Annotated in this window: 26 protein-coding genes; 20 read left to right on the top strand and 6 right to left on the bottom strand. The window is 42.6% G+C overall.

The features are described from left to right. From GQF01_RS14610 to GQF01_RS14580, 7 genes are all read left to right on the top strand, one after another. Window positions 1-590, top strand: a 590-nt coding sequence (locus GQF01_RS14610) for a BclA C-terminal domain-containing protein (protein ID WP_161407546.1), incomplete at its 5' end; no start/stop codon positions are given. Window positions 591-786: 196 nt separating this feature from the next. Then, on the top strand, window positions 787-1,269 hold the full coding sequence (locus GQF01_RS14605; RefSeq protein WP_161407545.1) for a DUF2975 domain-containing protein: 483 nt from the start codon (window positions 787-789) through the stop codon (window positions 1,267-1,269). Between the two features lie 10 nt (window positions 1,270-1,279). Further along, on the top strand, window positions 1,280-1,510 hold the full coding sequence (locus GQF01_RS14600) for a helix-turn-helix domain-containing protein (RefSeq protein ID WP_161407544.1): 231 nt from the start codon (window positions 1,280-1,282) through the stop codon (window positions 1,508-1,510). Between the two features lie 32 nt (window positions 1,511-1,542). After that, entirely contained in the window at window positions 1,543-2,043 is a 501-nt protein-coding gene (locus GQF01_RS14595; protein ID WP_161407543.1) for an AAA family ATPase, read from the top strand. A 233-nt stretch (window positions 2,044-2,276) separates the two neighbouring features. Further along, window positions 2,277-2,711 (top strand): small multi-drug export protein, encoded by a 435-nt coding sequence (locus tag GQF01_RS14590; RefSeq protein WP_161407542.1) that lies wholly within the window; start codon window positions 2,277-2,279, stop codon window positions 2,709-2,711. 98 nt (window positions 2,712-2,809) lie between these two features. Continuing rightward, entirely contained in the window at window positions 2,810-3,796 is a 987-nt protein-coding gene (locus GQF01_RS14585; protein WP_328803464.1) for an N-acetylglucosamine kinase, read from the top strand. A gap of 148 nt (window positions 3,797-3,944) precedes the next feature. Then, entirely contained in the window at window positions 3,945-4,727 is a 783-nt protein-coding gene (locus GQF01_RS14580; RefSeq protein WP_161407540.1) for an alpha/beta fold hydrolase, read from the top strand. On the opposite strand, the gene GQF01_RS14575 is transcribed toward GQF01_RS14580, so the two are convergent. Genes GQF01_RS14575 through GQF01_RS14565 form a run of 3 tightly spaced genes read right to left on the bottom strand, consistent with a single transcriptional unit; the run spans window position 4,707 to window position 8,453 of the window. Beyond that, complete coding sequence (locus GQF01_RS14575; protein ID WP_161407539.1) at window positions 4,707-5,825, bottom strand: GerAB/ArcD/ProY family transporter; 1,119 nt, start codon at window positions 5,823-5,825, stop codon at window positions 4,707-4,709. The two genes, GQF01_RS14580 and GQF01_RS14575, sit on opposite strands and share 21 nt — an antisense overlap. A 21-nt stretch (window positions 5,826-5,846) precedes the next feature. Continuing rightward, window positions 5,847-6,950, bottom strand: coding sequence for a Ger(x)C family spore germination protein (locus GQF01_RS14570; protein ID WP_161407538.1), 1,104 nt, complete (start codon window positions 6,948-6,950; stop codon window positions 5,847-5,849). A gap of 6 nt (window positions 6,951-6,956) precedes the next feature. Beyond that, window positions 6,957-8,453 carry a spore germination protein gene (locus GQF01_RS14565; RefSeq protein WP_235959715.1) on the bottom strand — a complete coding sequence of 499 codons (1,497 nt, stop codon included), beginning with the start codon at window positions 8,451-8,453 and terminating at the stop codon, window positions 6,957-6,959. A 208-nt stretch (window positions 8,454-8,661) separates the two neighbouring features. Between GQF01_RS14565 and GQF01_RS14560 the strand changes: the two genes are divergently transcribed. The 5 genes from GQF01_RS14560 to GQF01_RS14540 all read left to right on the top strand — a co-directional run bounded on the left by GQF01_RS14560 (window position 8,662) and on the right by GQF01_RS14540 (window position 12,716). Then, window positions 8,662-9,576 (top strand): aldo/keto reductase, encoded by a 915-nt coding sequence (locus GQF01_RS14560; protein ID WP_161407537.1) that lies wholly within the window; start codon window positions 8,662-8,664, stop codon window positions 9,574-9,576. 61 nt (window positions 9,577-9,637) lie between these two features. Beyond that, window positions 9,638-10,093, top strand: a complete 456-nt coding sequence (locus GQF01_RS14555) for a DinB family protein (protein ID WP_161407536.1) — start codon at window positions 9,638-9,640, stop codon at window positions 10,091-10,093. A 205-nt stretch (window positions 10,094-10,298) separates the two neighbouring features. Then, a complete protein-coding gene (locus GQF01_RS14550) occupies window positions 10,299-10,754 on the top strand; it encodes a DinB family protein (RefSeq protein WP_161407535.1) in 456 nt (151 codons plus the stop codon). Window positions 10,755-10,931: 177 nt separating this feature from the next. Further along, a complete protein-coding gene (locus GQF01_RS14545) occupies window positions 10,932-11,519 on the top strand; it encodes a YdcF family protein (protein ID WP_161407534.1) in 588 nt (195 codons plus the stop codon). Between the two features lie 114 nt (window positions 11,520-11,633). After that, window positions 11,634-12,716, top strand: a complete 1,083-nt coding sequence (locus GQF01_RS14540) for a DUF4037 domain-containing protein (protein WP_161407533.1) — start codon at window positions 11,634-11,636, stop codon at window positions 12,714-12,716. Window positions 12,717-12,869: 153 nt separating this feature from the next. Here the strand turns inward: GQF01_RS14540 and GQF01_RS35930 are convergent, their stop codons facing one another. Further along, window positions 12,870-13,067: a hypothetical protein gene (locus GQF01_RS35930; protein ID WP_235959712.1), complete on the bottom strand. Its 198-nt coding sequence runs from the start codon at window positions 13,065-13,067 to the stop codon at window positions 12,870-12,872. Between the two features lie 109 nt (window positions 13,068-13,176). Here GQF01_RS35930 and thrS point away from each other — a divergent pair, with 109 nt between their 5' ends. The 5 genes from thrS to GQF01_RS14515 all read left to right on the top strand — a co-directional run bounded on the left by thrS (window position 13,177) and on the right by GQF01_RS14515 (window position 18,181). Continuing rightward, entirely contained in the window at window positions 13,177-15,096 is a 1,920-nt protein-coding gene (gene thrS / locus GQF01_RS14535; RefSeq protein WP_161407532.1) for a threonine--tRNA ligase, read from the top strand. Between the two features lie 154 nt (window positions 15,097-15,250). Next, window positions 15,251-15,586 carry a DUF1801 domain-containing protein gene (locus GQF01_RS14530; protein WP_161407531.1) on the top strand — a complete coding sequence of 112 codons (336 nt, stop codon included), beginning with the start codon at window positions 15,251-15,253 and terminating at the stop codon, window positions 15,584-15,586. 22 nt (window positions 15,587-15,608) lie between these two features. Further along, window positions 15,609-15,953, top strand: coding sequence for an ArsR/SmtB family transcription factor (locus tag GQF01_RS14525; protein WP_161407530.1), 345 nt, complete (start codon window positions 15,609-15,611; stop codon window positions 15,951-15,953). Then, complete coding sequence (locus GQF01_RS14520; RefSeq protein ID WP_161407529.1) at window positions 15,953-16,471, top strand: SRPBCC family protein; 519 nt, start codon at window positions 15,953-15,955, stop codon at window positions 16,469-16,471. Before GQF01_RS14525 ends, GQF01_RS14520 begins: the two co-directional genes overlap by 1 nt. 129 nt (window positions 16,472-16,600) lie before the next feature. Beyond that, entirely contained in the window at window positions 16,601-18,181 is a 1,581-nt protein-coding gene (locus GQF01_RS14515; RefSeq protein WP_407945408.1) for an FAD-dependent oxidoreductase, read from the top strand. A 63-nt stretch (window positions 18,182-18,244) separates the two neighbouring features. Here GQF01_RS14515 and GQF01_RS14510 read toward each other — a convergent pair whose 3' ends face one another. Next, the gene (locus GQF01_RS14510) at window positions 18,245-19,195 is read right to left on the bottom strand and encodes a GNAT family N-acetyltransferase (RefSeq protein WP_235959703.1); all 951 of its coding nucleotides are present in this window, start codon (window positions 19,193-19,195) and stop codon (window positions 18,245-18,247) included. A gap of 143 nt (window positions 19,196-19,338) precedes the next feature. Further along, window positions 19,339-20,436: a S1 family peptidase gene (locus GQF01_RS14505; RefSeq protein ID WP_235959700.1), complete on the bottom strand. Its 1,098-nt coding sequence runs from the start codon at window positions 20,434-20,436 to the stop codon at window positions 19,339-19,341. A gap of 205 nt (window positions 20,437-20,641) precedes the next feature. Between GQF01_RS14505 and GQF01_RS14500 the strand changes: the two genes are divergently transcribed. The 3 genes from GQF01_RS14500 (at window position 20,642) to GQF01_RS14490 (ending at window position 25,135) form a co-directional block, all read left to right on the top strand. Next, window positions 20,642-21,655, top strand: a complete 1,014-nt coding sequence (locus tag GQF01_RS14500) for a response regulator transcription factor (RefSeq protein ID WP_161407527.1) — start codon at window positions 20,642-20,644, stop codon at window positions 21,653-21,655. Then, entirely contained in the window at window positions 21,652-23,451 is a 1,800-nt protein-coding gene (locus GQF01_RS14495; RefSeq protein WP_161407526.1) for a sensor histidine kinase, read from the top strand. Before GQF01_RS14500 ends, GQF01_RS14495 begins: the two co-directional genes overlap by 4 nt. Before the next feature lie 157 nt (window positions 23,452-23,608). Continuing rightward, window positions 23,609-25,135, top strand: a complete 1,527-nt coding sequence (locus GQF01_RS14490; RefSeq protein WP_161407525.1) for an extracellular solute-binding protein — start codon at window positions 23,609-23,611, stop codon at window positions 25,133-25,135. Window positions 25,136-25,156: the final 21 nt, after the last annotated feature.

The raw sequence follows: 25,156 nt of genomic DNA, 5'->3' as shown, positions 1-25,156 counted from the left end.
CAGGCGTAGCAGGTGCAACGGGAGCCACAGGCGCGACTGGTGATACAGGAGCAGTTGGTGCAACAGGAGCTGCCGGTGCAACAGGAGCAACTGGAAGTACAGGCGTAGCAGGTGCAACGGGAGCAACGGGCGTGACTGGTGACACGGGAGCTACGGGTTCTACCGGAGCAACAGGTCCGGTTTTCACGAACATTAACAGCTTTGCCGCGAATACTGGCGGCGACATCATCGCCGTTCTCCTTGGAGGAACTAACGTTTCACTCCCGGACAATCAACTGCTTAGTGGCGGAATTACTGTCAACGGTGCTAACGATACGTTTACGGTACCGTCTGCCGGAAGCTATATGATTTCATATCAAGCAAATTTAACAGCTGCATTGTTGCTCAGTACGCGATTGTTAATTAACGGAACACCATCTACACCTTCTATAATTGCACCTGTACTCTCTATTTCCGAGTTTAACAACATGGTCGTATTGTCTCTTACTGCAGGTAGCACAATCACGCTCCAATTCTTTGGATTACTCGGTGCCGCAACACTGACTAACGGTGCAGCCGGCGCTGCGCTGACCATCGTTAAGCTCTCTTAATAGCATCTCCTATAACTATAACCATCTAGGCTCTTTCGCTTCCCATCGGGAAAACGGAAGAGCATTTTTTTATATTGAGAAATATGCGAAATGGGAAATAACAATAATAATATAATAAAAAACAATATTTATTTATTGTATAACGATATATTATGTGGTAAAGTCATTTTATTATTTAATCAGTGAGGTGCTTTTCATGAAACAAATTACGACACTTTTTTTAAAGTTTGCTGTGATTTTTTTAGGAGTCCCAATTCTTGCATTGTGCATTTTTTTGGTGCCTAAGATCGGGAATTTTGCTGGAGAGGTGTATCTGAATATTGCTTATATGAAATCTCTCGTTTTAATCGATATGTACGCAGCAGCGATCCCTTTTTACTTCGCTCTGTATCAAGCTTTTAAACTTTTAAGCTATATTGATAAGAACCAAGCGTTCTCAGAATTATCGGTAAAGGCCTTACAGAGCATTAAATACTGTGCCATCACAATCAGTACCTTGTACCTGCTAGGTATGCCACTTTACTATCTAATGGCAGAAGGAGTTGACCCTCCAAGTTTCATACCCATCGGATGGATTATTATTTTCTCCTCGATCGTGATCGCCGTTTTTGCAGCTGTTCTCCAAAGACTTTTACAAGAAGCTATTCATATTAAATCAGAAAATGAGTTAACGATCTGAGGTGAATCTCATGGCGATTATCATCAATGTTGATGTGATGTTGGCAAAAAGGAAAATGAGCGTAACAGAACTTTCGGAGAGAGTTGGAATTACTATGGCGAATCTTTCCATTCTGAAAAATGGGAAAGCGAAGGCGGTTCGCTTTTCAACATTAGAAGCCATATGTAAAACGTTGGATTGTCAGCCAGGTGATATTTTGGAGTACAAAAACGACGAGGCCACACCATCATGCAGTTCCTAATTTCATTGAAGAGTTGACTGGAGGGTCTAGCCATGGGCATTAGAAATTATCTGATTGAAGGCGTTTCCGGCACTGGCAAAACTTCGGTCTGCACAGAATTGCAGCGGCGTGGCTACCATGCCCTTCATGGTGATCGTGAATTGGCTTATCAAGGAGATCCAGAAACAGGTACATGCACGGACAGCGCCACGCACGAGAACCACATCTGGGATGTAGATAAAGTAAAAGCTTTGGTTGCGAGCCAGAATGAAGCGGCAACATTTTTCTGCGGTGGTTCTAGGAACTTTTCAAAATTTATAGATCTATTTGACGGCGTGTTTGTTCTCGAGGTTGACCTTGATACATTGAATCGGCGGCTTGAACTGCGACCTGAAAATGAGTGGGGCGGGAAGAAAGCGGAACGGGAATTCATTGCGCGCTTGCACCAAACGAAAGAAGATATTCCGAGAAATGGCAATATTATTGACGCCACCGCACCGATCGAGCACGTCGTTGACGAGATCATCCGCCAAAGCGAAGTAAATAAACGCTAATGATAGTAGCGGGCTTACTGCCGCTTTTGAATCCAAGCTAATGGTGTGCTAATCAGCACACCATTTATTTGTTAATTCCAGAAACCTTTAAAAGGGGTCATCGGTTTTGTAGTCGAAAACTTTTTTATTTGATAAAGCGAAACATAGTTGTTACTGATACGTAAGAATTACTATTATTGTAAAGACGAATACCTGCGAAATCAAATCAGGAGGAAAGGATAGGGTATAAAATAATGAATAGTTTACTTTCATGGGCTTCTGTCATAGGAGCCGGGTTATTGGAACTATGGGCAGCTATTCCGCTTGGCTTCACGTTAAATCTTCATCCGGTAACAATTGGATTTCTAAGTGCAATAGGATCGATATTAAGTGCGATGATCATTATTTTCTTCGGAACTTCCCTTAGGAACTGGCTTATCAAGCGATTTCAAAGCAAAGCCGGCGGTAGAGGTGGCCGAATGAGCGGAATATGGGACAAATACGGTATTCCCGGGCTCGGCTTTTTATCACCGCTCCTTACCGGTGCGCCGCTCGGTGCCGCGATTGGAATTTCGTTTGGTGCTGAACCGCGTAAACTATTTATTTGGATGACGATTGGGATCGTCTTCTGGAGCATCGTACTAACAACCGCCGCTGCACTTGGTCTCAGTGCTTTTATCTCCCAGTAGTCAATTTAAGAATGTGCAGGGTTTTGGAATGGTTTATCGAATGTAAACATCTTACATGTTTAGAGGTAAATCAACTCACTGAGTACGAGGAGTGATAGATCATAGTCCAGAAAACGAATGGCATTGTTATAGGAATTGATGGTGGCGGCACTCACACGCGGGTAATGGCGGTAGACCTCGCAGGAAATGTGTTATCCTATGTTGAGAAAGGTGCATCTTCCATACATAAAGATTTACAAGCGCGGGAAAATGTACATCGGGCAATGGAAGAATCATTGCAACAGGCGGGCAGAAACGTGAAGCAAGTGCAGGCAGTAACTGCAGGAATTGCTGGTTTCGATTCAAATACTGATCTAGAATGGGTACTCCCATTGACAGAAGTAGAGGGATTGGATTGCTTGAAGCAACATGTCAACGATGCAGTTGTCGCTCACAGCGGAGCGCTTCTTACAGAGCCGGGAATTGTGGTGATTGCAGGAACAGGGTCTATTATTTATGCAATAAACGAAGATAGACAGCAGATAAGGAATTACGATTTACATCATTATGCAGCAAGTGCAGCTAGATTTCTTGCTTATGACGCCACATTCGAACTACTTGCAGGCAACATAGATGATAGCGATTATGATTTAGTCAGTGAAATCTTAATGTTTTGGGAACTTTCCTCTGTCCAAGAGTTATCTCAACTCGCGCTACAGGGCTTTGTTACAGATCAGAGAGAACGAAATAGAAAGTTTGCTCTCATTGCACCCTTAATCACCCAAGCTGCTGTTCAAAATAGCAAGTTAGCTAAATTCGTTTGTGACCGGGCGATCCATCAAATAATGACTGGCGTAGAAATGCTCGCATCCTATTTCTCTAATACAGAAGTCAACGTTTCTTTGGTAGGCAGTGTTGTTAATAGTGACTATTTCCAATCGAGGCTTGCTTCCCAAATGAGTCATGGTAATAACAAGAAGTATACGCTAATTAAACCCGCGTTCTCTCCCGTAGCAGGTGCTGTGTTGTTAGCGTTAAAGCAATTGAATATTCCGATAGATAAAAACCTTTTACATAATCTCAGTCAATATCCTCGTTCCTTATAGTTAAACATCTGAAGGGCTGCCGCTCATGGTAGTCCTTCACCGCGTTAATGGTCTGTAAATCAGTAATGAAATAAAAGTCTTTCACCTAAGTACCCCTAGGTGAGTATCTTATTTTGGATAACGCATTTCATTAATCGGAGGGGTTCGCGTGGGATATTTTGTTACTGTTGAACCAGGTGTAAACATATTTGTAGAAGATATAAACCCGGAAGGAAATAAGACAATTCTGTTTATTCATGGTTGGCCTCTTAACCATAAGCAGTTTGAATATCAATATAATGTTCTTCCGGCAATGGGATATCGATGCATCGGGATTGACTGGAGAGGATTCGGTAATTCGGATAAACCATTCAGGGGATACAACTATGATAGACTAGCTGATGATATTCGAGTTGTCATTGAGGCTTTTCAGCTCAAAAATATCATATTAGCAGGACACTCCACAGGGGGCGCGATCTCGATTCGATATTTGGCTCGTCATCAGAATTACGGAGTTTCTAAACTTGTGCTTATCGATGCAGCGTCTCCAAGTAGTGTTCCTGCCGATTTAGCAAATAAATTCATTACAGAAACCAACAATGATCGTCCTAAAATGTTGCAAGGGTTAACTGATCTCTTTTTCTTTCAGTATATAACGAAACCAATGTCGGACTGGTTTTTTCAGCTTGGCTTACAAGCAGCCGGCTGGTCGACTGCGGCTATTATGGCTACACTAAGGGATGAGAATGTGCAAAGTGATCTTGGTAAAATAGTCGTACCTACACTAATTATTCACGGAATCCATGATAAGATCGTCCCGTTCACCAATGGTCAGGAAACAAATAAGCTTATCAAACATTCACAATTAGTTCCATTTCATTACAGTGGTCATGGTACTTTCTTGGAAGAACGTGACCGATTTAATCAAATTCTAATTCAATTTATCGGCTGACAATTCTGGTCTTTTTATAAATAAAGAGATCACAAATAGTAAGGGGATGTAGAGAAACATCATATATTCACCAAATTTCGCGTATAAATCAAAACTCATTTGAACATGCTCGTCATCCCTAATAAGGAAAAATACAATGATAATAAGCCCTATAAACACTTTTAGACTTGTTCGCTGCTTCATTCGTGTCGTCTGTTTCATACAGTGACAAGCTGCCCACAATCCTAATGAGATAATGGCCAAGATCTTAACGATCCATACGGTAATGAGCAAGGTTTCCATTCGCTGCATAATCGGATAGTCAAGTGTCGAATACAAGCTTAAGGTTGGCCAAGAAATTTGTTGGAGCTGACCTTGACTGAAATACATGATACCTATACAAGATAACGTTAAGTATAAGAGGCCACTAACCAAAACTGCCCAGAAAGCCCATGGTCTTGCTTTATTTGGATTTCTGATGAAGGGGTAGATAACCAATAGTGTTTCGCATCTAGCAAATTCATGTGTCATTTGTCTGGATGATTGGACGATTTGTGTGATGGAATGATCAAAAATCGGAAAAAAATTATCCGGATGAAGGCGAGAAAAGGCTGCAATGAATATCTGAGGCAATATAAAAATAAAAATACTGATTGTTCCCCCCATGCACAACCCTGCGATGGATTGAAACCCTCCGGAAATGGCGTAGTACACGATAAACAAAATGCATAATCCAATAGGCCAAATAGGCGTTTGTGGGAATACCCATATATGGATGATTTGGAGGTAATTCCTGAAGGTAACAAATGAGCCAAATATGAAGAACATAACCATGATAACATTGATGACAGTTCCCAATATTTTTCCGAAATATCGGTTGTTAATAGAGACTAGGTTGGCTTGTTCCTGCTTCTGTCGATAAATAATAAAATACATCATCCAGACCAGCAAAGCGATAAAGAGAGCAGCTAGAATGACAGCGAACCAAGCATCATGGCCAGCGCCAAAAGTGATATCATGTTGGAAGCTCATTGTCCCAGTACTCACTAAACTTACATACATTAGGAACAATAAATGGATGGGTGAAACTGAAAATTTATCGCTGACGACTCCTTTCACGTAATTTTATCTCCGTTCTTGTCATTTTTGTATGCCAGCCTTAACAAGTTGCACTTTCGTGGTTACATTGGTCTTCATGGAAGGATATGCTTCGTAAAATTCGGAGGCATTCCAGCCTCGGGTTTTACTCCGGAAGAAGCTGCCGAACCCAACTGGATCAACATTGGCACTGAGGCAAGGTTGGATGAAGTGTTTTATTTCTTCGGATATGTATGTTTCGAGCTTGGCTTGTAATTGATTGTTCTCTGTATCTAGTAGTGTACCTTTTACTTGTAGCTTCGTATTAATATGAATTTCTAAAACGTGTAATCGCTGTGAAACAGCGTTGGCAGGTTTAGATATGAAGTTCGTCTTAGACTCCATGACTTGCACTAAAGCGAACTTTTCATTTTCGCTTTTTGCATTTTCCAAGGGAAACATGAAGGTGCCGTTTTTACTGTTTTCAACAAGCATTTTGAGCCAAAGAGCGTCTTGGTTTCCGTGTTGTGAGATGAGTTTGCCGTTCTTACCATCCTTAAATAGAGCGATGCCATCTACCTGTGGTTTTTTATTCGCATCCCAAGAGAGCAGTGGCAAATAAGTATCTCTTCCTTCATCAAAAAAATTGTACAGTGTGGTTTGCAGATCGGTGTGTGGCAAGTTCGCCGTATCTGAGTTTTGTGTGATCATTTTCATTAAAAACAATGGATCATGTGCTGAAATTGTGGCCGATAACAATTCAGATGCTTTATTTCTTGATACTGCTAGATTAAGGTTACCTGAAATGGATACATCTTGAGAGAGATACTTCAGTATTGGACCAATATTGTGCGTTGCATAATTTTCTCCGAAGAGCATCATTCTCATTTGCCCGTATTTAATTGGATAATAAGACTTGAGATTCAGAAGCTGGATCATGTTATAGCTGTTATCGGATGTGGCTCTTAACAATTTGATATTTGTTTTTTCCTTCTCCTTATATTCTCCAATAAGGGCACTGGTTAAAACCTTCTGGTTATCCAAATCAAAGCCAGCAGTTTGAACGAGTTCAATTTGATTGATGACTTGTCCATCGCTGCATGACGCAAGGAGGAAGCTCAAAGCCAAGTAAAGCAAAGAATTACGCCACTTTTTATAGAAACCCAACGAAAGTCACTCCTCATCAAAATCAAGTTTTACCTTTGCCTTTTTAGGTTGATAACGAATACTTGTCACAGGCTTGAGATAGCTTGGTCTTGAATTGATCCGTGTATATGAGGAACGGACTACACTGTCATTAAGATCGTTCGTGTGCAATGGGAAGAAAGGAGCCGAATAGGGATATCCCAACGAACGGAGTTGAGTCAAATGTACAAACAAGAAGCAAATGCCAAGTGCAATTCCGAGACTACCCCAAATGGCGGCAAGAATAATGATTGGATACCTTAAAAATCGAATAGCATTAGACATTTTATAGATTGGCGTAACAAATGAAGCAAGAGCCGACAAAGATATAATAATAATTAACACATTACTCGTTAATGATGCTTCAACTGCAGCTTGACCTAATATAATGCCTCCTACAATTCCGAGTGTCTGACCGATCCGACTCGGAAGGCGAGCCCCTGCTTCCCTCAGAAATTCTACAGTAATTTCTAAGAATAGTGCTTCAATGATTGGCGGGAAGGGGACGCTTTGCCTAGAATAAATCAATCGCCCAAGCAGTTCCTTAGGAATAATATCATAATGAAAAGTGATAATCGCTACATACATAGCAGTGGCAAGAAGAGAGAACGCAACACCGAAAATTCTAATTAAGCGAAAAAATGATGCAAGCAGCCATGGTGTATAGTAGTCTTCCGGAGACAGAAAAAAGTCAAACAGATTCGTCGGTCCGGTAATAAAGTAAGGCGAGCCATCACAGATCACCGCTACTTGACCCAATACAAGCGAATATACGACCCGATCCCTACGCTCAGTTGTTATAAAAAGTGGAAATGGAGTTAATGAATTATCCGCAATTAATTGATCCAACTGAGTTGTATCAAAAACAACATCAAAATTTAATGCGCGGATACGTTTTTCTATTTTGGCTACATTTTCTTGATTTGCAGCATTTTTAAGGTACAGCAGAGATACCTTGGTCTTTGAAATGGTCCCAACTGTAGTTTCTTTAATAATTAAATCAGGAGTATTTAGCTGCAGGCGGATAAGTTTCAGGTTAATATCCATATCTTCGACGAAGCCAACCTTTGGTCCAACGACGCTAAATTCCTCATCCGCATCATTGCTTGTACGAATACCATCATGATTTGTAATTGGAATAAGTGCATACCTATCCGGAACTTCATCACTGTGTATCAGTACAAGACCCTTTAACACACTTGATTGAGTTGTTTCATTCTGATCGGTACTATAAGTTCCTTCAATTGGAATATGTGACACGATTTCTTCAATTGTTGCTAAGGAGTGAGAAGGATCTAACTGTTGAAGCGATCGAATGGATAGGTTCAACATCTCTTTATCGATTAACGTTTTATAGTAGGAAAATTTAAAGGTTGTTTGCGGAGCAATCATATAAGAGAGTTCTATCGTAACGAAGTCACTTGACTGCTGGCAAGCCACGAGGAAATCCTTCATTGAGATTGGCTTCAATTGATTATTAGGCATGGCTATTCGTTCCCGTCATCCGATTTGCTGTTATTTTGGTTGGAAACTTATGTAATTATTCATCAAAACATTGTTTACACGACAGTCGGATTATTTATGAGGGCAAAAAGCTTGTATATGTAATCTCAATTGATTTAGAATTTAATAATATTGATCCATCTAAATTAATTGCTTTGTATTAGAACTGTATTGGAGAGGGGGACATAGGATGAAACGAAACAGATTAGGTACTTCAGAGCTCATGGTAGGCGAAGTAGGATTAGGCTGCATGTCGTTAGGCACAGATCAACAGGTTGCAATCCCTATAATTCATGCAGCATTGGAACGTGGGGTCAATTTTCTGGATACGGCAGATTTGTACGATGCAGGTCTTAACGAAGAAATCGTAGGTGCAGCGATTCATGAACGTAATCGTGAGGATCTCATAATAGCCACAAAAGTAGGGAATAGACGAATCCCAGGCAAAGAGGGCTGGATATGGGATGCCTCCAAGGCATACATACTCTCCGCGGTTAAAGAAAGTTTGAAACGACTGCGTACGGATTACATTGATTTATATCAATTGCATGGAGGTACGCTTGAAGATCCGATCGACGAGACGATCGAAGCTTTTGAACAGTTGAAGCGAGAGGGAGTCATTCGCTATTATGGTATATCCTCGATTCGACCTAATGTCATTCGTGAATATTCAAGCCGATCATCGATTGTTAGCGTCATGAGTCAATATAGTTTATTAGATCGACGGCCGGAGGAAGCGGTACTGCCTTGGCTAACCGAGCATTCAATCAGTATGATAGCTCGTGGTCCAGTGGCTAGAGGAATACTGTCGTCGAATGGTGGACAACGACTCCAGGAAGGATACCTTGATTACACAGGGGAATCACTGGGCACCCTTCATTCTAAATTGCAGAATTTCGCAGATTCAAATGGTCGTAATCTAAGTCAGCTTGCAATTCGCTATGCTCTATCGCATCCTGCGGTTGCTGTGACTATTCCAGGAGCTAGCTCTCTAAACCAATTCATGCAGAACATCGACGGCGCAGAGGCCCCTCCCCTAAGGGAGGAAGAGGTTATCCAGCTACAGAAATTGACCCGATTGAATAGATATGAACAACATCGATAAAATGTGATGGAACATAGTGGGTTTAAGTAAGCGGTGGGACGAAGAGGAGGAGGAATCCGAAATGAAGACGATCAAAAGCATGATGAATCATCTGTACTGGGCGGACGGACGCATCTTGGACGCGCTCGAGAAGAGTGCGACGAAGAACAAGGACCTTCTGAAGCTAGTTCGGCACGTCGCGGTTGCGGAAATAGTCTGGCTATCCCGATTGCTGGGCAAGGGTACCGAACATTATGCATTGTGGGAGGAAGCGGAAGACCTGACAGCCGTCCGTACGATGTTCGAAGAAAACGCCGAGCAATATCGCGTCTATATCGAAGGGCTCAAGGAATCCGAGTTGGACGAGATGATCGACTATTCGAACCAGAGCGGGGTTCAGTTCCGAACATCTGTTCGAGATATATTATTGCAGGTCATCTTACATGGTCAATATCACAGAGGACAGATCAACCGGGCACTTCGGATTGATTCGGCAGAGCCTGCCCAAGTCGATTACATCACGTTCGCGAGGCTTTAACATTGCTTTAAATCACTATTACTCGAAATGGGATAGGCATTAAACTAACGTTAGTTCAGCGATTCAGGAGCAGTGTGCTGCCGCGGCAACTGCTCCTTTTTTATTAGGATAAGGGAAGTATTATTCGAAATAAGAACATACGTTCTTTACAGGTTTATTAAATGTGGATATAATTAACATTAACGAAAAAGAACGGAGGTTTAATATGGGGAATAAATCAGATTTGGATTATGAAAAAATGATAAAAGAAATAGTGAAACTTAAAGCGATTGATGAACGACAATTTCTCGAACCGATTAGTGAAGGCAAATGGTCTGTTAGAGAAATTATAGGCCATCTATATTATTGGGATAAGTTTATTTTAGAGCATCATGTGCCATTCATGATTGGCGGTGCCCAATTGAGTGCCTTCCCAGATCACGACTCGCATAATAAAGAAGGCATTGAATACATAAGCGTTTATAGTACAACTTGTTCTTTAATAGATGAATTTGTCCTGAATAGACAGCTATTAATTCAAAAGACATCTGAACTCGAAAACAATGCAGAGTTCACAATTGGTACAGGGGAACGTCAATTTACAATTGATGAGTATTTGAAAATATTTGTAGACCATGATTCTCATCACCTTAAACAGATTAATGAATATTTAACTAGTTGAGGAGCAGCCTTAGGCAGCTCCTTTTTCTTATAGATTGAAGTAACGACAGCATTCGTTAACACAGCACGCAACCATTTTAGATAGATGAAGTCTAAGTTGTATGGGAACAATTGGTGTTCGAGTTTAATATATTACTATAACAAGGCATGATAGTTAAATCTCTAAGGAGGAACTGTAATGTTTATTTCACAGCTAGACTTTGAAACTTTAGAACTCGAAACCATCAATAAAGTCATTTTTGAGAATCTAAATGATGATGGGTTAACTGGTGATATTATTCTTGTTTTTGGTAGTTTAACTGCTTCAAAATATAGGGTTCCAAAAGCAGTAGAATTATATCATTCTAACAGGGCAAACAAGATTTTAATGTCAGGAGGTCAATCAGTGATTCCTGAATCGGTTGTTATGAAAGAAGCAGCGATTAAACTAGGAGTTAAAGAATCAGATATAATTATAGAAACAAATTCTAGGAATACGAAAGAAAACGTTATCTACTCTAGGAACATGATTGATAAATTATTTGGACTAAAAAATATTAATCGAATAATTCTGGTTACAAATTTCTTTCATTTAAGGCGTTGTTTGCTTTCGATGAAAACGTTTATGCCGGAGTGGATTGAATATAGTTTATGTGGTGCACTTGATATCAATACAAGACCAGATAATTGGTGGACAAACGAAAAGGGTAAAGCACGAGTGATGAATGAAATGGAAACACTAATCAAATATACAAAATATAAAGAAATATGTGATGGACTAATCTAGATGACGACATCTTCATTTTCATGTGTTTTACGGCGAGCCATTACGCTAATCGTACGTGATGCGGTCGGATTCATACATTTTCTGGAAACCACTTGCTGAGAGGAGATTCAAATCGTGAGCGACCATGTTACTGGAATTCAGTTAAGTCAAAAGTTTTATGAAGACTATATTGTACCTCGTCTTTCGACTGCCATGCCCGCATTATCGTATGCATCAGCGATTGTTGGCCCAGGTAGTGAAGTTCTGGGTTTCGATACACCCATGTCACGCGACCACGATTGGGGGCCGCGTGTGCAGATATTCCTGCGAGAAGATGACGTTTCTCTAAGTGATGCGATTATTGAAGCACTCCTTATGGCTGCCCCTTCAACGTTTAATGGTTTTTCGCTTAAAGTCGATCAAACGCTTGTTACCACAGTTAGCATTTATTACGGCAGACGATTGGGACTCTCTCCCGTTAGATTACTCGAGGGATTGGATCCGCTTGATTGGCTGACTATCCCTTCTCAGACGTTGGCAGAACTTACAAGTGGAACCGTCTTCCGGGATGATATCGGTGAGCTGACAGTCGTTCGGGATCACTTGCGTTATTATCCGCAGGACGTATGGCTTTTTCTGATGGCTTCAATATGGAACCGTATCGCACAGGAAGAGCATCTGATGCCCCGAGCAGGTTTCGTGGGGGATGAACTGGGAGCAGGTCTTATTGCTTCTCGACTCATTAGGGACGTCATGAGTCTTTGCTTCCTAATGGAACGACGCTATGCCCCTTATCCCAAATGGTTTGGCAGCGCTTTCCGACAACTTACTTGTGCAAACGAGTTATTGCCTTATCTAAAAGCAGCACAAGATGCAAAAGAGTGGCAAGAGCGAGAGCAAGCACTATCGACAACGTATCAAATCGTCGCACAGAAGCATAACGAACTGCAAGTGACCGAACCCATTGAAGCGAAGGTAAAGTTCTTCTTCGATCGACCGTTTTCGGTAATCGATGGCAATCGTTTTGCAGAAGCATTGATTTCTAAGATACAGGATTCATCACTACGCAAACTTGCTGCCTTTAGGTTAGGTGGAATTGACCAAATCAGTGACAATACTGATTTTCGCGCTATTCAGGAACGATTCCAGTCACCAACTGGCGAGAAAAACCCACTTCGCACTTTCTTTGACCACTTCATTCAAACCGGAAAACGTTGAAGTACCGATGGTTAAAATTTGGCCGTAATCAGGTTTCCGTGGATTGTTTTATAGTCTTATATAATAATTCTTTCCTTTGACTTTCATGAACACTATTAGGTAACATTATACCAGTAAGCACATATAAGGCATTGACCAAAGACATGATTTCCTTCACGAACTGTCCAGAGAGAGAAGTTTAGGCTGAAAGCTTCTCCAGTAACCGGTTGCGAAATTACCCCTTTGTAGCCGTGTCGTTGAACCCGTCGATCTGCTTTTCGCGGCAGTAAGCGTCACCGTCTTATCCTCGATACCGGATACTAATAAGGACCCTGCATCTGCTAATTTGGTGAATAGCCAAAGAACGTACATGTAGGTCAAATTAGGGTGGAACCACGAGCTGAACGCACTCGTCCCTTTGTGGAAGAGATGCGTTTTTTTGCGTTCAAACATATAGAAAAAGAGAAATGGAGGTTAAATCATGGAGATCAATGTAACACTGCCAGACGGAACAATTAGGAGGTATCCCGCAGGCACGACAATCGAACAAGTGGCAGTATCTATTCGTACTGGTTTGAAGAAAAACGCAGTAGCTGGAAAGCTCAATGGCAAACTCGTTGATCTTAATCAACCGATAGAGCCTAATAGTCATATTGAAGTTGTTACTCTTGAAAGTAAAGAGGGCCTTGAGATATACAGACACAGTACAGCACATGTAATGGCTCAAGCAATTAAACGCATATATGGGGATAAAGCAGTAAAGCTCGGAATTGGACCGGTTATCGAAGATGGATTTTATTATGATATCGACATAGAAAAACCACTGTCTATAGATGATCTTGTTGCTATTGAAAAAGAGATGGAAAACGTTATTCAAGAGAACTTGCCGATTATCCGCCGCGTTGTCAGCCGTACAGAAGCAATTAAGACATTCGAAGCGCTCGAAGATCCGTTAAAATTAGAGCTTATTAGAGATCTAGCAGATGACGCCGTCATTACCATTTATGATCAGGGTGAGTTTTTCGACCTGTGTCGAGGACCGCATCTTCCGTCTACTGGCCGTATAAAGGCGTTTAAGTTGATGAACGTGGCGGGAGCCTACTGGCGTGGAGATTCCAATAATAAGGTGTTGCAGCGTATTTATGGGACTTCATTCCCGAAAAAGGCGCAGCTTGAAGAACATTTGCATGTTCTTGAAGAGGCCAAGAAGCGTGATCACCGCAAACTTGGCAAAGAGCTTGAATTGTTCATGTTCTCTGAAGAAGCGCCAGGAATGCCATTCTTTCTTCCGAAAGGGATGGCCATTCGTACTGAGCTTGAGAACTTTGCGCGTGAGTTACAGAGACAGCGCGACTACGATGAAGTGCGTTCACCACTTATGATGAATAATCGGGTTTGGGAGCAATCGGGACATTGGGATCATTACAAGGATAACATGTACTTCACCAATGTGGACGAAACAAAGTATGCGCTTAAACCAATGAACTGCCCAGGACACATGCTTATTTTTAAAAATAGCTTACATTCCTATCGGGAATTACCTATCCGTATTTCCGAATTTGGCCAAGTGCACCGCCACGAGCTTTCAGGAGCGCTTAATGGGATGATGCGGGTCCGTACATTCTGCCAGGACGATGCACACCTTTTCGTATTACCCGAACAAATTGAGGATGAAATTAGCCGTGTCATTTCCCTGATTGACCACGTATATCAAGTTCTTGGTTTCGAATACAAAGTCGAGTTATCCACTCGGCCAGAAGATTCGATGGGTTCAGAGGAACTATGGAACCTGGCCGAACAGTCATTGAGAAATGTCTTGGACAAACTCGGTATTCGTTATGATGTCAATGAAGGCGATGGTGCATTTTATGGACCTAAGATCGATTTCCACATTTTGGATGCACTTAAACGGAACTGGCAGTGTGGGACGATTCAACTGGATTTTCAGATGCCTGAAAAATTTGATCTTTCTTACATCGGAGAGGATAATCAGAAGCACCGCCCTGTCGTGATACATCGTGCTCTTTATGGATCGATTGAGCGCTTTATCGGCATTTTAACTGAACATTTTGCAGGATCTTTCCCGCTATGGCTTGCGCCAGTCCAGGCAAAATTATTGCCAGTTTCGGAGAACTATCTAGACTATGCCTTTCAAGTGAAAAAATCGCTTGAAAGAGCTGGGATTCGTGTCGAAGTAGATGTGAGGAATGAAAAACTCGGGTATAAAATTCGTGAAGCCCAGCTCGAAAAAATTCCGTATATGCTCGTTCTCGGTGAGAACGAGAAAAATTCAGAAAGTGTGTCTGTAAGAAAACGGGGTGAAGGGGATCTTGGTGCAAGAAGTGTTGCAGCGATTATTGAGCAAATGAGTGAAGAAATTGTTGCCAAAAGAATAGGTTGATGTCCGGTGAAAGAGGCTGTTCTATTATTAGAACAGCCTCTTTTTGTTGCGGGCGGGAGTAGTTCAGTTCGGATTAAATATTCCTTGACGGGAATATTCCATAAATGGTATATTTCTTTATAAGCAATGATCCATTCAAATAGGAGGAAAGAAAATGAATCAGGAAGTTACGACTTACATTGAAAATCTGCCAGAATGGCAGGGTGGTATCAGTTCGACCCTAAGGGACATGATTCATGAGACGATTCTGGAAGCTGAAGAACGCATTCAATACAAGAAACCACATTTTCTGAAAAATGGACATTATGCAGCGGTTATTTCACCTTCAAAGGACGCCATTGCATTCATGATCATGAATGCAAACGGCATCGACTTTCCGAAAGGTTTCGAAGGGCCCGCCGAACGGAAGTGGATCAAATTGCGGGAAGGCGACACGCCAGATCTTGCTCTGCTGTCCGGCCTTTTGAAGCAAGCTTCCAGCACACTGTAAAAGTAATCATCGGGAGGGGCCTATGAATACAACAACTTTGAACGCGCTCGCGGAACCCAACCGATTACAGATGATCGAACTGTTGCGCGTAGGTCCACTTACGGTCGGGGAGATTGCGGATCGGTTGTGCCTTCGTCAGCCCCAGGTATCCAAACATTTGAAAATCTTAAGTGAAGCAGGTCTTGTCGAAGTACGAGCGGACGCCAACCGGCGGATCTACCGACTGCGTACGGAACCTTTGATGGAAATGGATGAATGGCTCGAATCGTTTCGCGGTATGTGGGAAGAACGTTTTGACCGTCTTTCCGATTATCTCAATCATTTGAAAAGATCAGGTTCGTCCCTGAATCCCAAGGAGGAAATCTAATGAGCAACCATCAAGGACTTTTACTAAAACGTGAATTTAATGCCCCTCGAGAACTGGTATTTAAGGTGTGGACTGATCCGACGCATTTTGGCAATTGGTGGGGACCCAAGGGTTTCTCGCTTGAAGTGGCAAAGATGGATGTCCGTCCAGGTGGTATGTTCCTTGGTTGTCAGAAGTCTCCAGATGGGCAGCATGCCATGTGGGGCAAGTTTGTTTACCAGGAAGTACAAGCGCCAGAGAGACTGGTATGGGTTCAATCTTTTTCCGATGAAGAAGGAAACATCGTTCGCGCTCCGTTCAATCCGAATTGGCCGCTTGAGATTCTGAATATATTAACGCTCGAAGAAAACGAGGGAACGACGGTTTTGACACTGCAAGGCGGACCGATCAATGCTTCTACAGAGGAACAGGAAGCATTCGACGCGATGGCACCAATGGTTGGCCAAGGGTTCGAAGGCACGTTCGAGCAACTAGCCAATTACCTAGCTAGTCAACAGGAAGCAGATATAAAGCAGTAAGACGAAAGCCTCGGGGGAAAATCTCCGAGGCTTTTTCATTTGACTATAATTTTGCAACTTTCACAAGATGCCTTTCGTCTATTGAATAGGCTTTAATTTACTAATGTGGATGAAGGAGGTAATTGGTGAATGGTGAATTTGCAAAGAGATCTGCACACAGATGTTGCAATTATAGGCGGAGGAGTAGGAGGGTGCGCTGCAGCTCTAGCCGCGTGTAGGATGGGGAAAAATGTGTACATGACCGATGAATACGACTGGATTGGCGGTCAGTTGACGAGCCAGGCAGTGCCGCCTGACGAGCATAAATGGATTGAGCAATTCGGCTGTACGCGAAGCTACCGCAAGTTCCGCGACGAGGTCAGAGAATACTACCATGAACACTATCCGCTATCAGAGTATGGGCGCTCGGCCTATTATTTGAATCCAGGAAATGGTGGGGTAAGCCGGCTATGCGCTGAACCACGCGTAACACATGCCGTATTGCAGCAAATGCTCGCTCCGTTCATTAACAGCAGGAAACTTACCATCCACACACGTAGTAAAATCGTAAAGGCGCATAGACATGGAAACGAGATTCAAGCAGTTACTATCAAACGCGAAAACGGAGAAAAGCTGACTGTTTACGCCTCTTATTTTCTTGATGCAACAGAATGCGGGGATGTCTTGCCACTTGCGGATGTCGAATACGTAATAGGGGCAGAATCAAAATCAGAAACTAATGAACCTCATGCCTTGGAGGGTCCCCCTGATCCTCATGATATACAGGCTTTTACTTATTGCTTTGCAATGGATTACAACGAAGGTGAGAATCATGTCATTGATAAACCCAAGGATTACGAGTTCTGGCGCTCTTTTCAAGCACCATTTTGGCCGAATCCGCAGTTGAATTGGGTTTCGCCCGATCCGAAGACGCTGGAACCAACAGAAGAAACGTTATTTCCCGGTACGGATAAATATCCTTTGTTTATCTATCGCCGGATAGTGGATAGAGCGAATTTCGCAGCTGGGACATATTCGTCAGATATTTCGTTAGTCAATTGGGCGCAGAATGATTACTTTCTTGGCAATGTTTACGATGTACCAGAACAGTTGGCCGAAAAGCATCTTCATCAAGCGAAACAACTGAGCTTTTCTTTGTTATACTGGCTGCAGACAGAAGCTCCTCGGCCTGACGGGGGAGTAGGCTATCCGGGGCTGAGGCTGCGTCCGGACGTCGTTGGGACTGCTGATGGCATGGCCCAAGCGCCGTATATACGGGAATCGCGTAGGATCAAAGCGGAGTTCACGATTATGGAACAGCATGTAAGCACAGCCATACGAGGTGATCAAGGAGCGGTAGAGTTCCCGGACAGCGTAGGCATCGGATGTTACCGGATCGACTTGCATCCGAGTATGAGCGGACGGAATTTCCTCGATATTTCATCGTTGCCTTTTCAAATTCCATTAGGGAGTCTGATTCCCAAACAGGTTACGAACTTGCTAGCTGCCTGCAAAAATATAGGAACAACCCATATTACCAATGGTTGCTACAGACTGCATCCCGTTGAATGGAATATCGGGGAGTCCGCAGGCTATACAGCTGCTTTCTGTTTGAACGAAGGGATGACCCCAAGTATGGTTCGCGCTGACGCAGTAAAGCTCAAAGAACTTCAAGCTTTACTGACGGCGAATGGCATCGAACTCGCGTGGCCTGAAATTGGGGCTGTTTAACCAAACAAAACATAAGAGGGCTGCCGACGCTCATTTGTCGGCAGCCTTCTCAATGCAAATCTACTAATGATCATCAAGCTTCAAGCTGTACTCTTTACGTGTTGAAAACTGTTTGTACCCGGACCGTAAAAATGCTTGGGCCATCGGAAAATTACTAACATCTGTATCTGCACGAATCAAAGATTCACCCGCCGCAAGTAATAGGGAAGTGCCTTGATTGAGGAGAGAATCGATATAACCTTTCCCTCGCTGCTCTGGGACGACGCCGATATAGGCAATCGTCGAGAAGGCGGGGGCTTTGGCCGGCATAACAAAGCCTACAAGCTGTCCAGCTGCATCATACGCAAGCTGCCACCAGTCTGGTTCATACTCCATCTCCTTCAGTTCTTCAAACAACTCGGAAGCATGCTGTCTTGCTCCTACTTCATTGCGCTCATCATTAATTCGTTGATCCAGCGTTAGCGCGGAAACCTTCATGATGGCCTCGACAAAAGCATCCTCTCCAGCTTCTGACAATGGAAGGAACGATAACGAACGAGTGGAAGCGGTTGCGGATATAGGGTCTACCTGCCATTCAAAGCGTTTGGTTTCCCGAATTTCATGAAATCCCAAGTGAGAAAGAAAATTCATCCGTTTCTCAGCATGTCGCTGAAACTGTGGGTTAACGGGAGGGGTGTCCAACACGTGTTCGATGTTCACAGCACCATACGTCTTCATAATTGGTAGGGTTTTCTCAAGTAACGTAGTACCGAAGGAGATATAATTCTCTTGATCCCATGGTAACTCCAGCAAAACCATCGCTAACGGTTTCCCTACTTTTGGCATAGTCCAGAAGGCGATGCGTCCACACAGGTGACCGTCTTCTTCTATGACATAGCACCACTCCAGGCGTATAGAACCGAGTCCAATCATTTTTTCCAAATAGCTCTGAACCAGAACTGCTTCCTCAGCATGATTGCCAATTGCGGCAAATGCTGCAAGTTCATAGGGTTGAATTTGGCGAATGTTCAGCATTATCATGGATCTCCTTCACTATTTAGTAAGCTAAAAATGAATCTATCATTTTGTGTTTTGAGAATAATAATGTACTCTACCATATATTGGGTTTGGGTTCAAGATGAAAAGATGACTCCTGTTCATTACAGAAGTCATCTTTTTCATTTCTTCCTTCTAACGTTAAAGACAGGAGTGAGGGACAATTGTTTCACTGTAAGTGGACGAACATAAGTATAGTTATTTCTCGGTGCGCGTCCACCGACGGCTCCGGCTTTGAATCGGGCTGTACCTGCAGGAATAGCGACCAATGTGCCATAGGTTCTCATCGCTCTTTCTATCGGATAACAGACGGATCTGCTCCCGTCGGTAGGGCTGGCAAAATGGACGGCAGCCGCATAATTATTCAGTCGATCCGAGCTGTCGTTGAGCCATACGGAACCTGAATCTCCCGGGCGGGAACGATTTTCTGTAAATCGTACAACCGTTTGGTCGCGGTAAAGCAGCGTACCTAGATTGCCTGTCACCATTCGTTCCACGCCGATCGCTTCTACGACACCTCTTCCGAAGCCGCTTGTTTTACCCATTTTTTTGAACGTCATTCCTACCCGGTAAGAAAGCAAATGACCGGGGACTGTGATCAGAGATCCGCTTTCGTTAATCAAATACCTTGGATTCAGCAAATTGTTTGAGTTCGCGACAGCAATGGCGGAATCTTGAAAATTTGCGCTTGTCGTCCTTCGTGGCACGAATTGAAAAGCTCTACCGATTTGATCGGCTGTTCGACCGCCATCTGCCGGAGCAGGCTGAATCGTATTATGGAACTCCGTTGTGTTATCCGGAATCAGCACGTGAGCGTTGCTCAAAATAAAAAGGGTATTATTTTTAATGACGATTAGCCCACCGGTTCCACCAGCAGATCTTGGCACCGTAGTTCCTACACCGACACCTCCAGGGATGGGACGCCATCTCTCGCGAGGCCCCGTTTGAGTTGGAGAGGCGGAAGATTCCTTGAATTGTCCGGTCATAATGACTCGAAAAGGCACGGATGATGCTTTGCTCCATTTACCCGTTATTTCATACAAACCGGACTTTGTTGCCGCAGACATTTTTTTATCGGTATATAAAATAATAGCTGCACCTTTGGCACGTTTGTTCGGGTCAGCGAAGCCGACACCAATACCAGTTACTCCTGGTCTCCCCAGCATACTCCGCCAAATTCGAGCTTTCAGCTTAAACGCTTGCAAAAAAGTAGAACCCATGAATGTCTTCCTTTCCATAATCATTGTGATATGTAATCATATGGATGATGGATGAAGGTTGATTGGGCGATGAAAAGAAAGCAGTTTATAAAGGTAGCCTCGTTATTTTAATTTTCGACTTCATACGACAATATTTTTAATTCACTCGAGCTAATATTAAGTGAGTTTCTGAATATCATTGTGAACAATACATAGGAGGTTGATTATGTTTCAGGTACTAGTAGCAGAAGATGAGCTATGGATTCGTGATGCAATCGCCGAAATGGTGGATAGGCTTAACCCCCATTTTAGTGTGGCAGGTGAGGTTAGTAGCGGTGAAGAAGCTTGGGATTTCATACGGGAGCACTGGCCTAGTATTGTCATTACAGATATTATGATGCCCCACAAAAATGGCATTTGGTTAAGTGAGCAAATTTATGAGGCGCAGCTGCCCTTGGTTACTATCATTGTAAGTGGTTATGACAACTTTCAATATGCAAAACAAGTCATGCGTTACGGTATAACGGAATATTTGCTGAAACCAGTAGATGAAGAGGAATTGCACGCAGCCCTGCAAAGATCGATCAAAAAACTGGAAGGGATGTCGGAAATTCACGAAGGAGTGCTGCGTATTCAATATTTCGTAGAACATTTATCCGAGTTGAGTAATACGACCCTTTTTACGGAATTAAAATCGTTATTAGCCTCTATTCTGAAGCTTCGTGTAACCACTCCAGGTATGCGCAAAAGCATGCTGGCTATATTGTCATCCAAATTAAACGGTTTACTTCAGGCAGTTAATCCTAAGCACCCCATTAAATTACTTACTGCAGAAGATGAAGCAGGAATCCTTAAGCATTTTACCGGGCTGATGGAGGAATGGCTGCTTATTTCCCCCCAATATACGAATCAGAATGTGAAGTCCTCAATCAAACGAGTAAGTGAGTATATCGAGCTTCATTACTTTGAAAATTTCTCTCTAGCCCAGATGGCAGATCTTGCTCATATGAGCGTCTCTCATTTTAGTATGCTTTTCAAGAAGACAACGGGTCAAACCTGTTTAAACTATCTGAATATGGTGCGCGTTACCAAAGCCAAAGAACTTTTGCAAGAACCTGATTTAAAAATTTATGAAATAGCTGATATGGTCGGGTACTCTTCTTTGCCTTACTTTAATCGAACTTTCAAGCAAATCGTAAGCTTAACTCCTGTGGAATATAGAAAGCGATTAGGCCTATGATCGCTTACAATTCGATTCGTAAACTATCGATAAAAAAGAAAATGGTGCTGGCTTTTCTTAGTGTAAGCGTGTTCTCGGTTTTACTCTTAGGCCTTCTTTCCAATTATTACTACAGTAAAGCGGCTGAGAAGGAGTTTTTTTCCATCTCCAATGAAGCAACAGCACGGTTAAATTATCACTTGGATTATTATTATCAGCAACTAAAACAATCTACACATTCATTGATCCAGAATGATGTTGTTCAGGAATGGCTCACTAGTGAAAGCTATACGAATGCTGACATACAGAACGTTGAGAAGGAAATGAGAAGATACCTCGCGCTGAATTATTCGGAAATACAGGGCATGTTTCTCATATCGAAATCTAATCAAATTGTATCTATGGCACAATACTTCGGTAAGCTCGACCGTTTTGTAGACGAGCCTTGGTATGGTGTTGCTGCTACATCAAATGTTGTCATTCTGCCTACCCATATCGCTAAATATGAAGGTGCATATGGAAGGCCAGTCATGTCGGTACTGCTTCCTATCTACAATAAAGAAACGATTGATCTGATTGGGACGCTCGCGGTTGATATTTCCTTAGAGGAAATTGATCGATCGTTTAAGGTCTCAAAATTGGGAGGCTCGGGGACCTTCTTCATTGTATCTGACAATGATTCCATCGTCTATCACCCGAATGAAGAGTGGAATGGTCTTCCCCAGTCTCAGACGGACCTCGCCGCTTTGAGAATTCCAAAGGACACAAAAACGTCCATTCAAAAGTTTCGAGGAATTGATTACTTAATCGGCAGCTCTCGATCATCCGTAACTGGTTGGCGAATTGTTTCGCTAGTCCCTTTCGCCGAAGTTGCTGTGGGATTAAGCTCAGCAAGAATCTCCATGCTATGGGTGCTCGGCATTATTACTTTACTTGTGGTATGGATTGTACCGATATTAACGAATCGTTTCGTCAATCCGATTCTGAACCTAAGCGGCCTGATGAGACAAGTATCCAGGGGAAATCTAAGTGTACAGACTGAACCCGTGCCTGGACAGGATGAGCTGCAACAACTGTTCCATAGCTTTAATGTCATGGTAAAGCGTTTAGATGAACTAATGATTACGAATTCAAGACTGAAAATAAAAGAAATGCAAGCTTTGCTTAAACAAAAGGAGGCGATGATTAAAGCTTTACAAAATCAAATAAATCCTCATTTGCTGTACAACACCCTAGGTATTATTTCGAGTATGGCCTATCTAGAGAAAGTACCGGTAATTGAAAAAATGGCACGCAACTTATCAGACGTGTACAGATACACAGCCAAATTTACGGATATGGAGGTTAAGCTTGAAGATGAGCTAAAGCAGCTGCGCAAGTATTTGGAAATCATTCATGTTCGTTTTCCTAAACATTTTCAAAGTCGATTCTTAGTTAATGATAAGTTTATCAGTTGTCGGGTGGTGAAGTTTATTCTACAGCCCCTCGTGGAAAACGCCGTCAAATATGCGATTGAACCGAGAGGTGGCGCTGGCGTTGTGATTATTAGTGCCTACAATGACGGTTCGGATCTTGTCATTGAGGTGGCAGACAACGGTCCGGGAATAGAAGAGAATGAGCTTGAACGTATTCAAGATCAGCTAGAAGGAATTTCAGCTTCATTAGACCAGGACGAAGCTCAGCAGGAATCCCTTGGCATTGCTAATGTTCATGCGAGACTTGTTTTACAGTATGGAAGTGATTATGGCGTTAAGTTAACTTCCTTCACCGGAAGGGGAACCGTCATTTCTATCCGTATCCCCATTTATCTTGAATAGATTGTATGTTTCTCATAGTCCTAAAGAAGATTAGAACAGGAATCAGAAGAAGTGTTTATGATTGGTTATGAAATCGTAAGATCTGATAATGTAATCGCTTACTAATTGCTTTATGTTAAAGAGGTAAGATTCACATTCATTAAGGGGGAACATCGACTTGAGAAAATGGATAAAGTCTTCAGCAGTAATTGCTATCTCAGCTAGCTTAATGGCAGGTTGTTCAACAAGCGAAGGCGAGAAGAAAGCCTCGGGAACGCCGGCAGCATCAAACACCGCAGATACGCAAAATGAAAAAATAAGCATTAATATGATGTCAATCGCTTATGAAGGCGGCGCTTGGTCAGATAAACATCCAGTTATCGACGAATTAAATAAGAAACTCAATATTGATTTGAAAATCCAATGGATCCCTGCCGATAATTTCTCGGAAAAATTGGGTGTGATGGCTGCTTCCAATACATTTCCTGATGTATTTCGTATTAACAGCCCCGAGTTTCTTAAATGGCGTGATAAAGGCGTCTTTCTCGATATAGCGCCTATGCTCAGTAAGTATCCGAACCTGGTGAAAACGATGGATGCTGAGACACTTGCGATTGGAAATCCAAAAGGCAAAACCTATGCTTTGCCCAATTGGAATCCGGAGTACCGGGAAACGATGATGATCCGCAAGGATTGGTTAACAAAGCTGAACTTAAAGCCACCAACAACGCTTGATGAATTTTATGAAGTGGCCAAAGCGTTTACGAAAAATGATCCTGATGGCAACGGGAAGGATGACACCATGGGATACTCCTTTGCCATAGCCAATAACAGAAGCTTTACGCGAGGGGCAGATCCTCTACGCTTCGCTTTCGGCTTAGCCAATGGGTGGAAGGAGTCGGACGGGGGAATTATTCCGTGGCAGGCACAAACGAAGGAATTAAAGGACTTCTTAGCATTTACACATAAAATGTATGCCGATGGACTTTTGGATAAGGATTTTGCCATTAATAAACAACAGGATCCTGATTTTAAATTTGAGTCTAATAAGGTTGGTTTTACAGATATTCCTGCGACGAATATTTATGATACTGGCTTGCCGAATCTCCAGAAGGTTGTGCCAACAGCCGAAGTACTTCAGTTAGCACCTCCGAAGGGTCCTACTGGACTTCAAGGGAATACAACCTACGCGACAACGAATAAAGTGGTCATTAATGCCAAAATCGATAAGAAGAAGCAGGAACGCATTATGGCGTTGATGGATTATATGGTCACAGACGAGGGACATAACCTTATTACTTACGGAGTTGAAGGTATTCACTACAAAAAAACCGGTGATAAGTATGAGGTTCTCCCTGCCTTCGAAGCGGACCGTCCTATGCTGATTAACTTCTGGTTTTTCCATCGATTTGATCCGCTAAATACGGTCAGACCATGGGAGGATCAAGAAAAGCCGAAGAAGGTTCAAGCCTTATTTGATGAAAATAAGAAATATCTGGTTAAGGACAAAGGTGCTGGACTATTCTCTGAAACGTATACCAAATCCGGGGCTACTTTGGATCAGAAGCTGATGGGTGAGATGGTGGCCATTATTATGGGACAGAAACCTCTTGATGCCATCGATGCAGCCGTTGATGCTTGGAAGAAAGACGGTGGCAACAAAATAATAGAGGAAATGAATGAACAATATAAGCTTAGCAAATAAGAGAAGAACCTCATGCTCGTA

This window comes from Paenibacillus silvestris (assembly GCF_009882985.1).
Lineage (GTDB): Bacteria > Bacillota > Bacilli > Paenibacillales > NBRC-103111 > Paenibacillus_E > Paenibacillus_E silvestris.
Note: the sequence above shows the minus strand (reverse complement) of the source record. Positions and strands in the feature narration are given on the sequence as shown.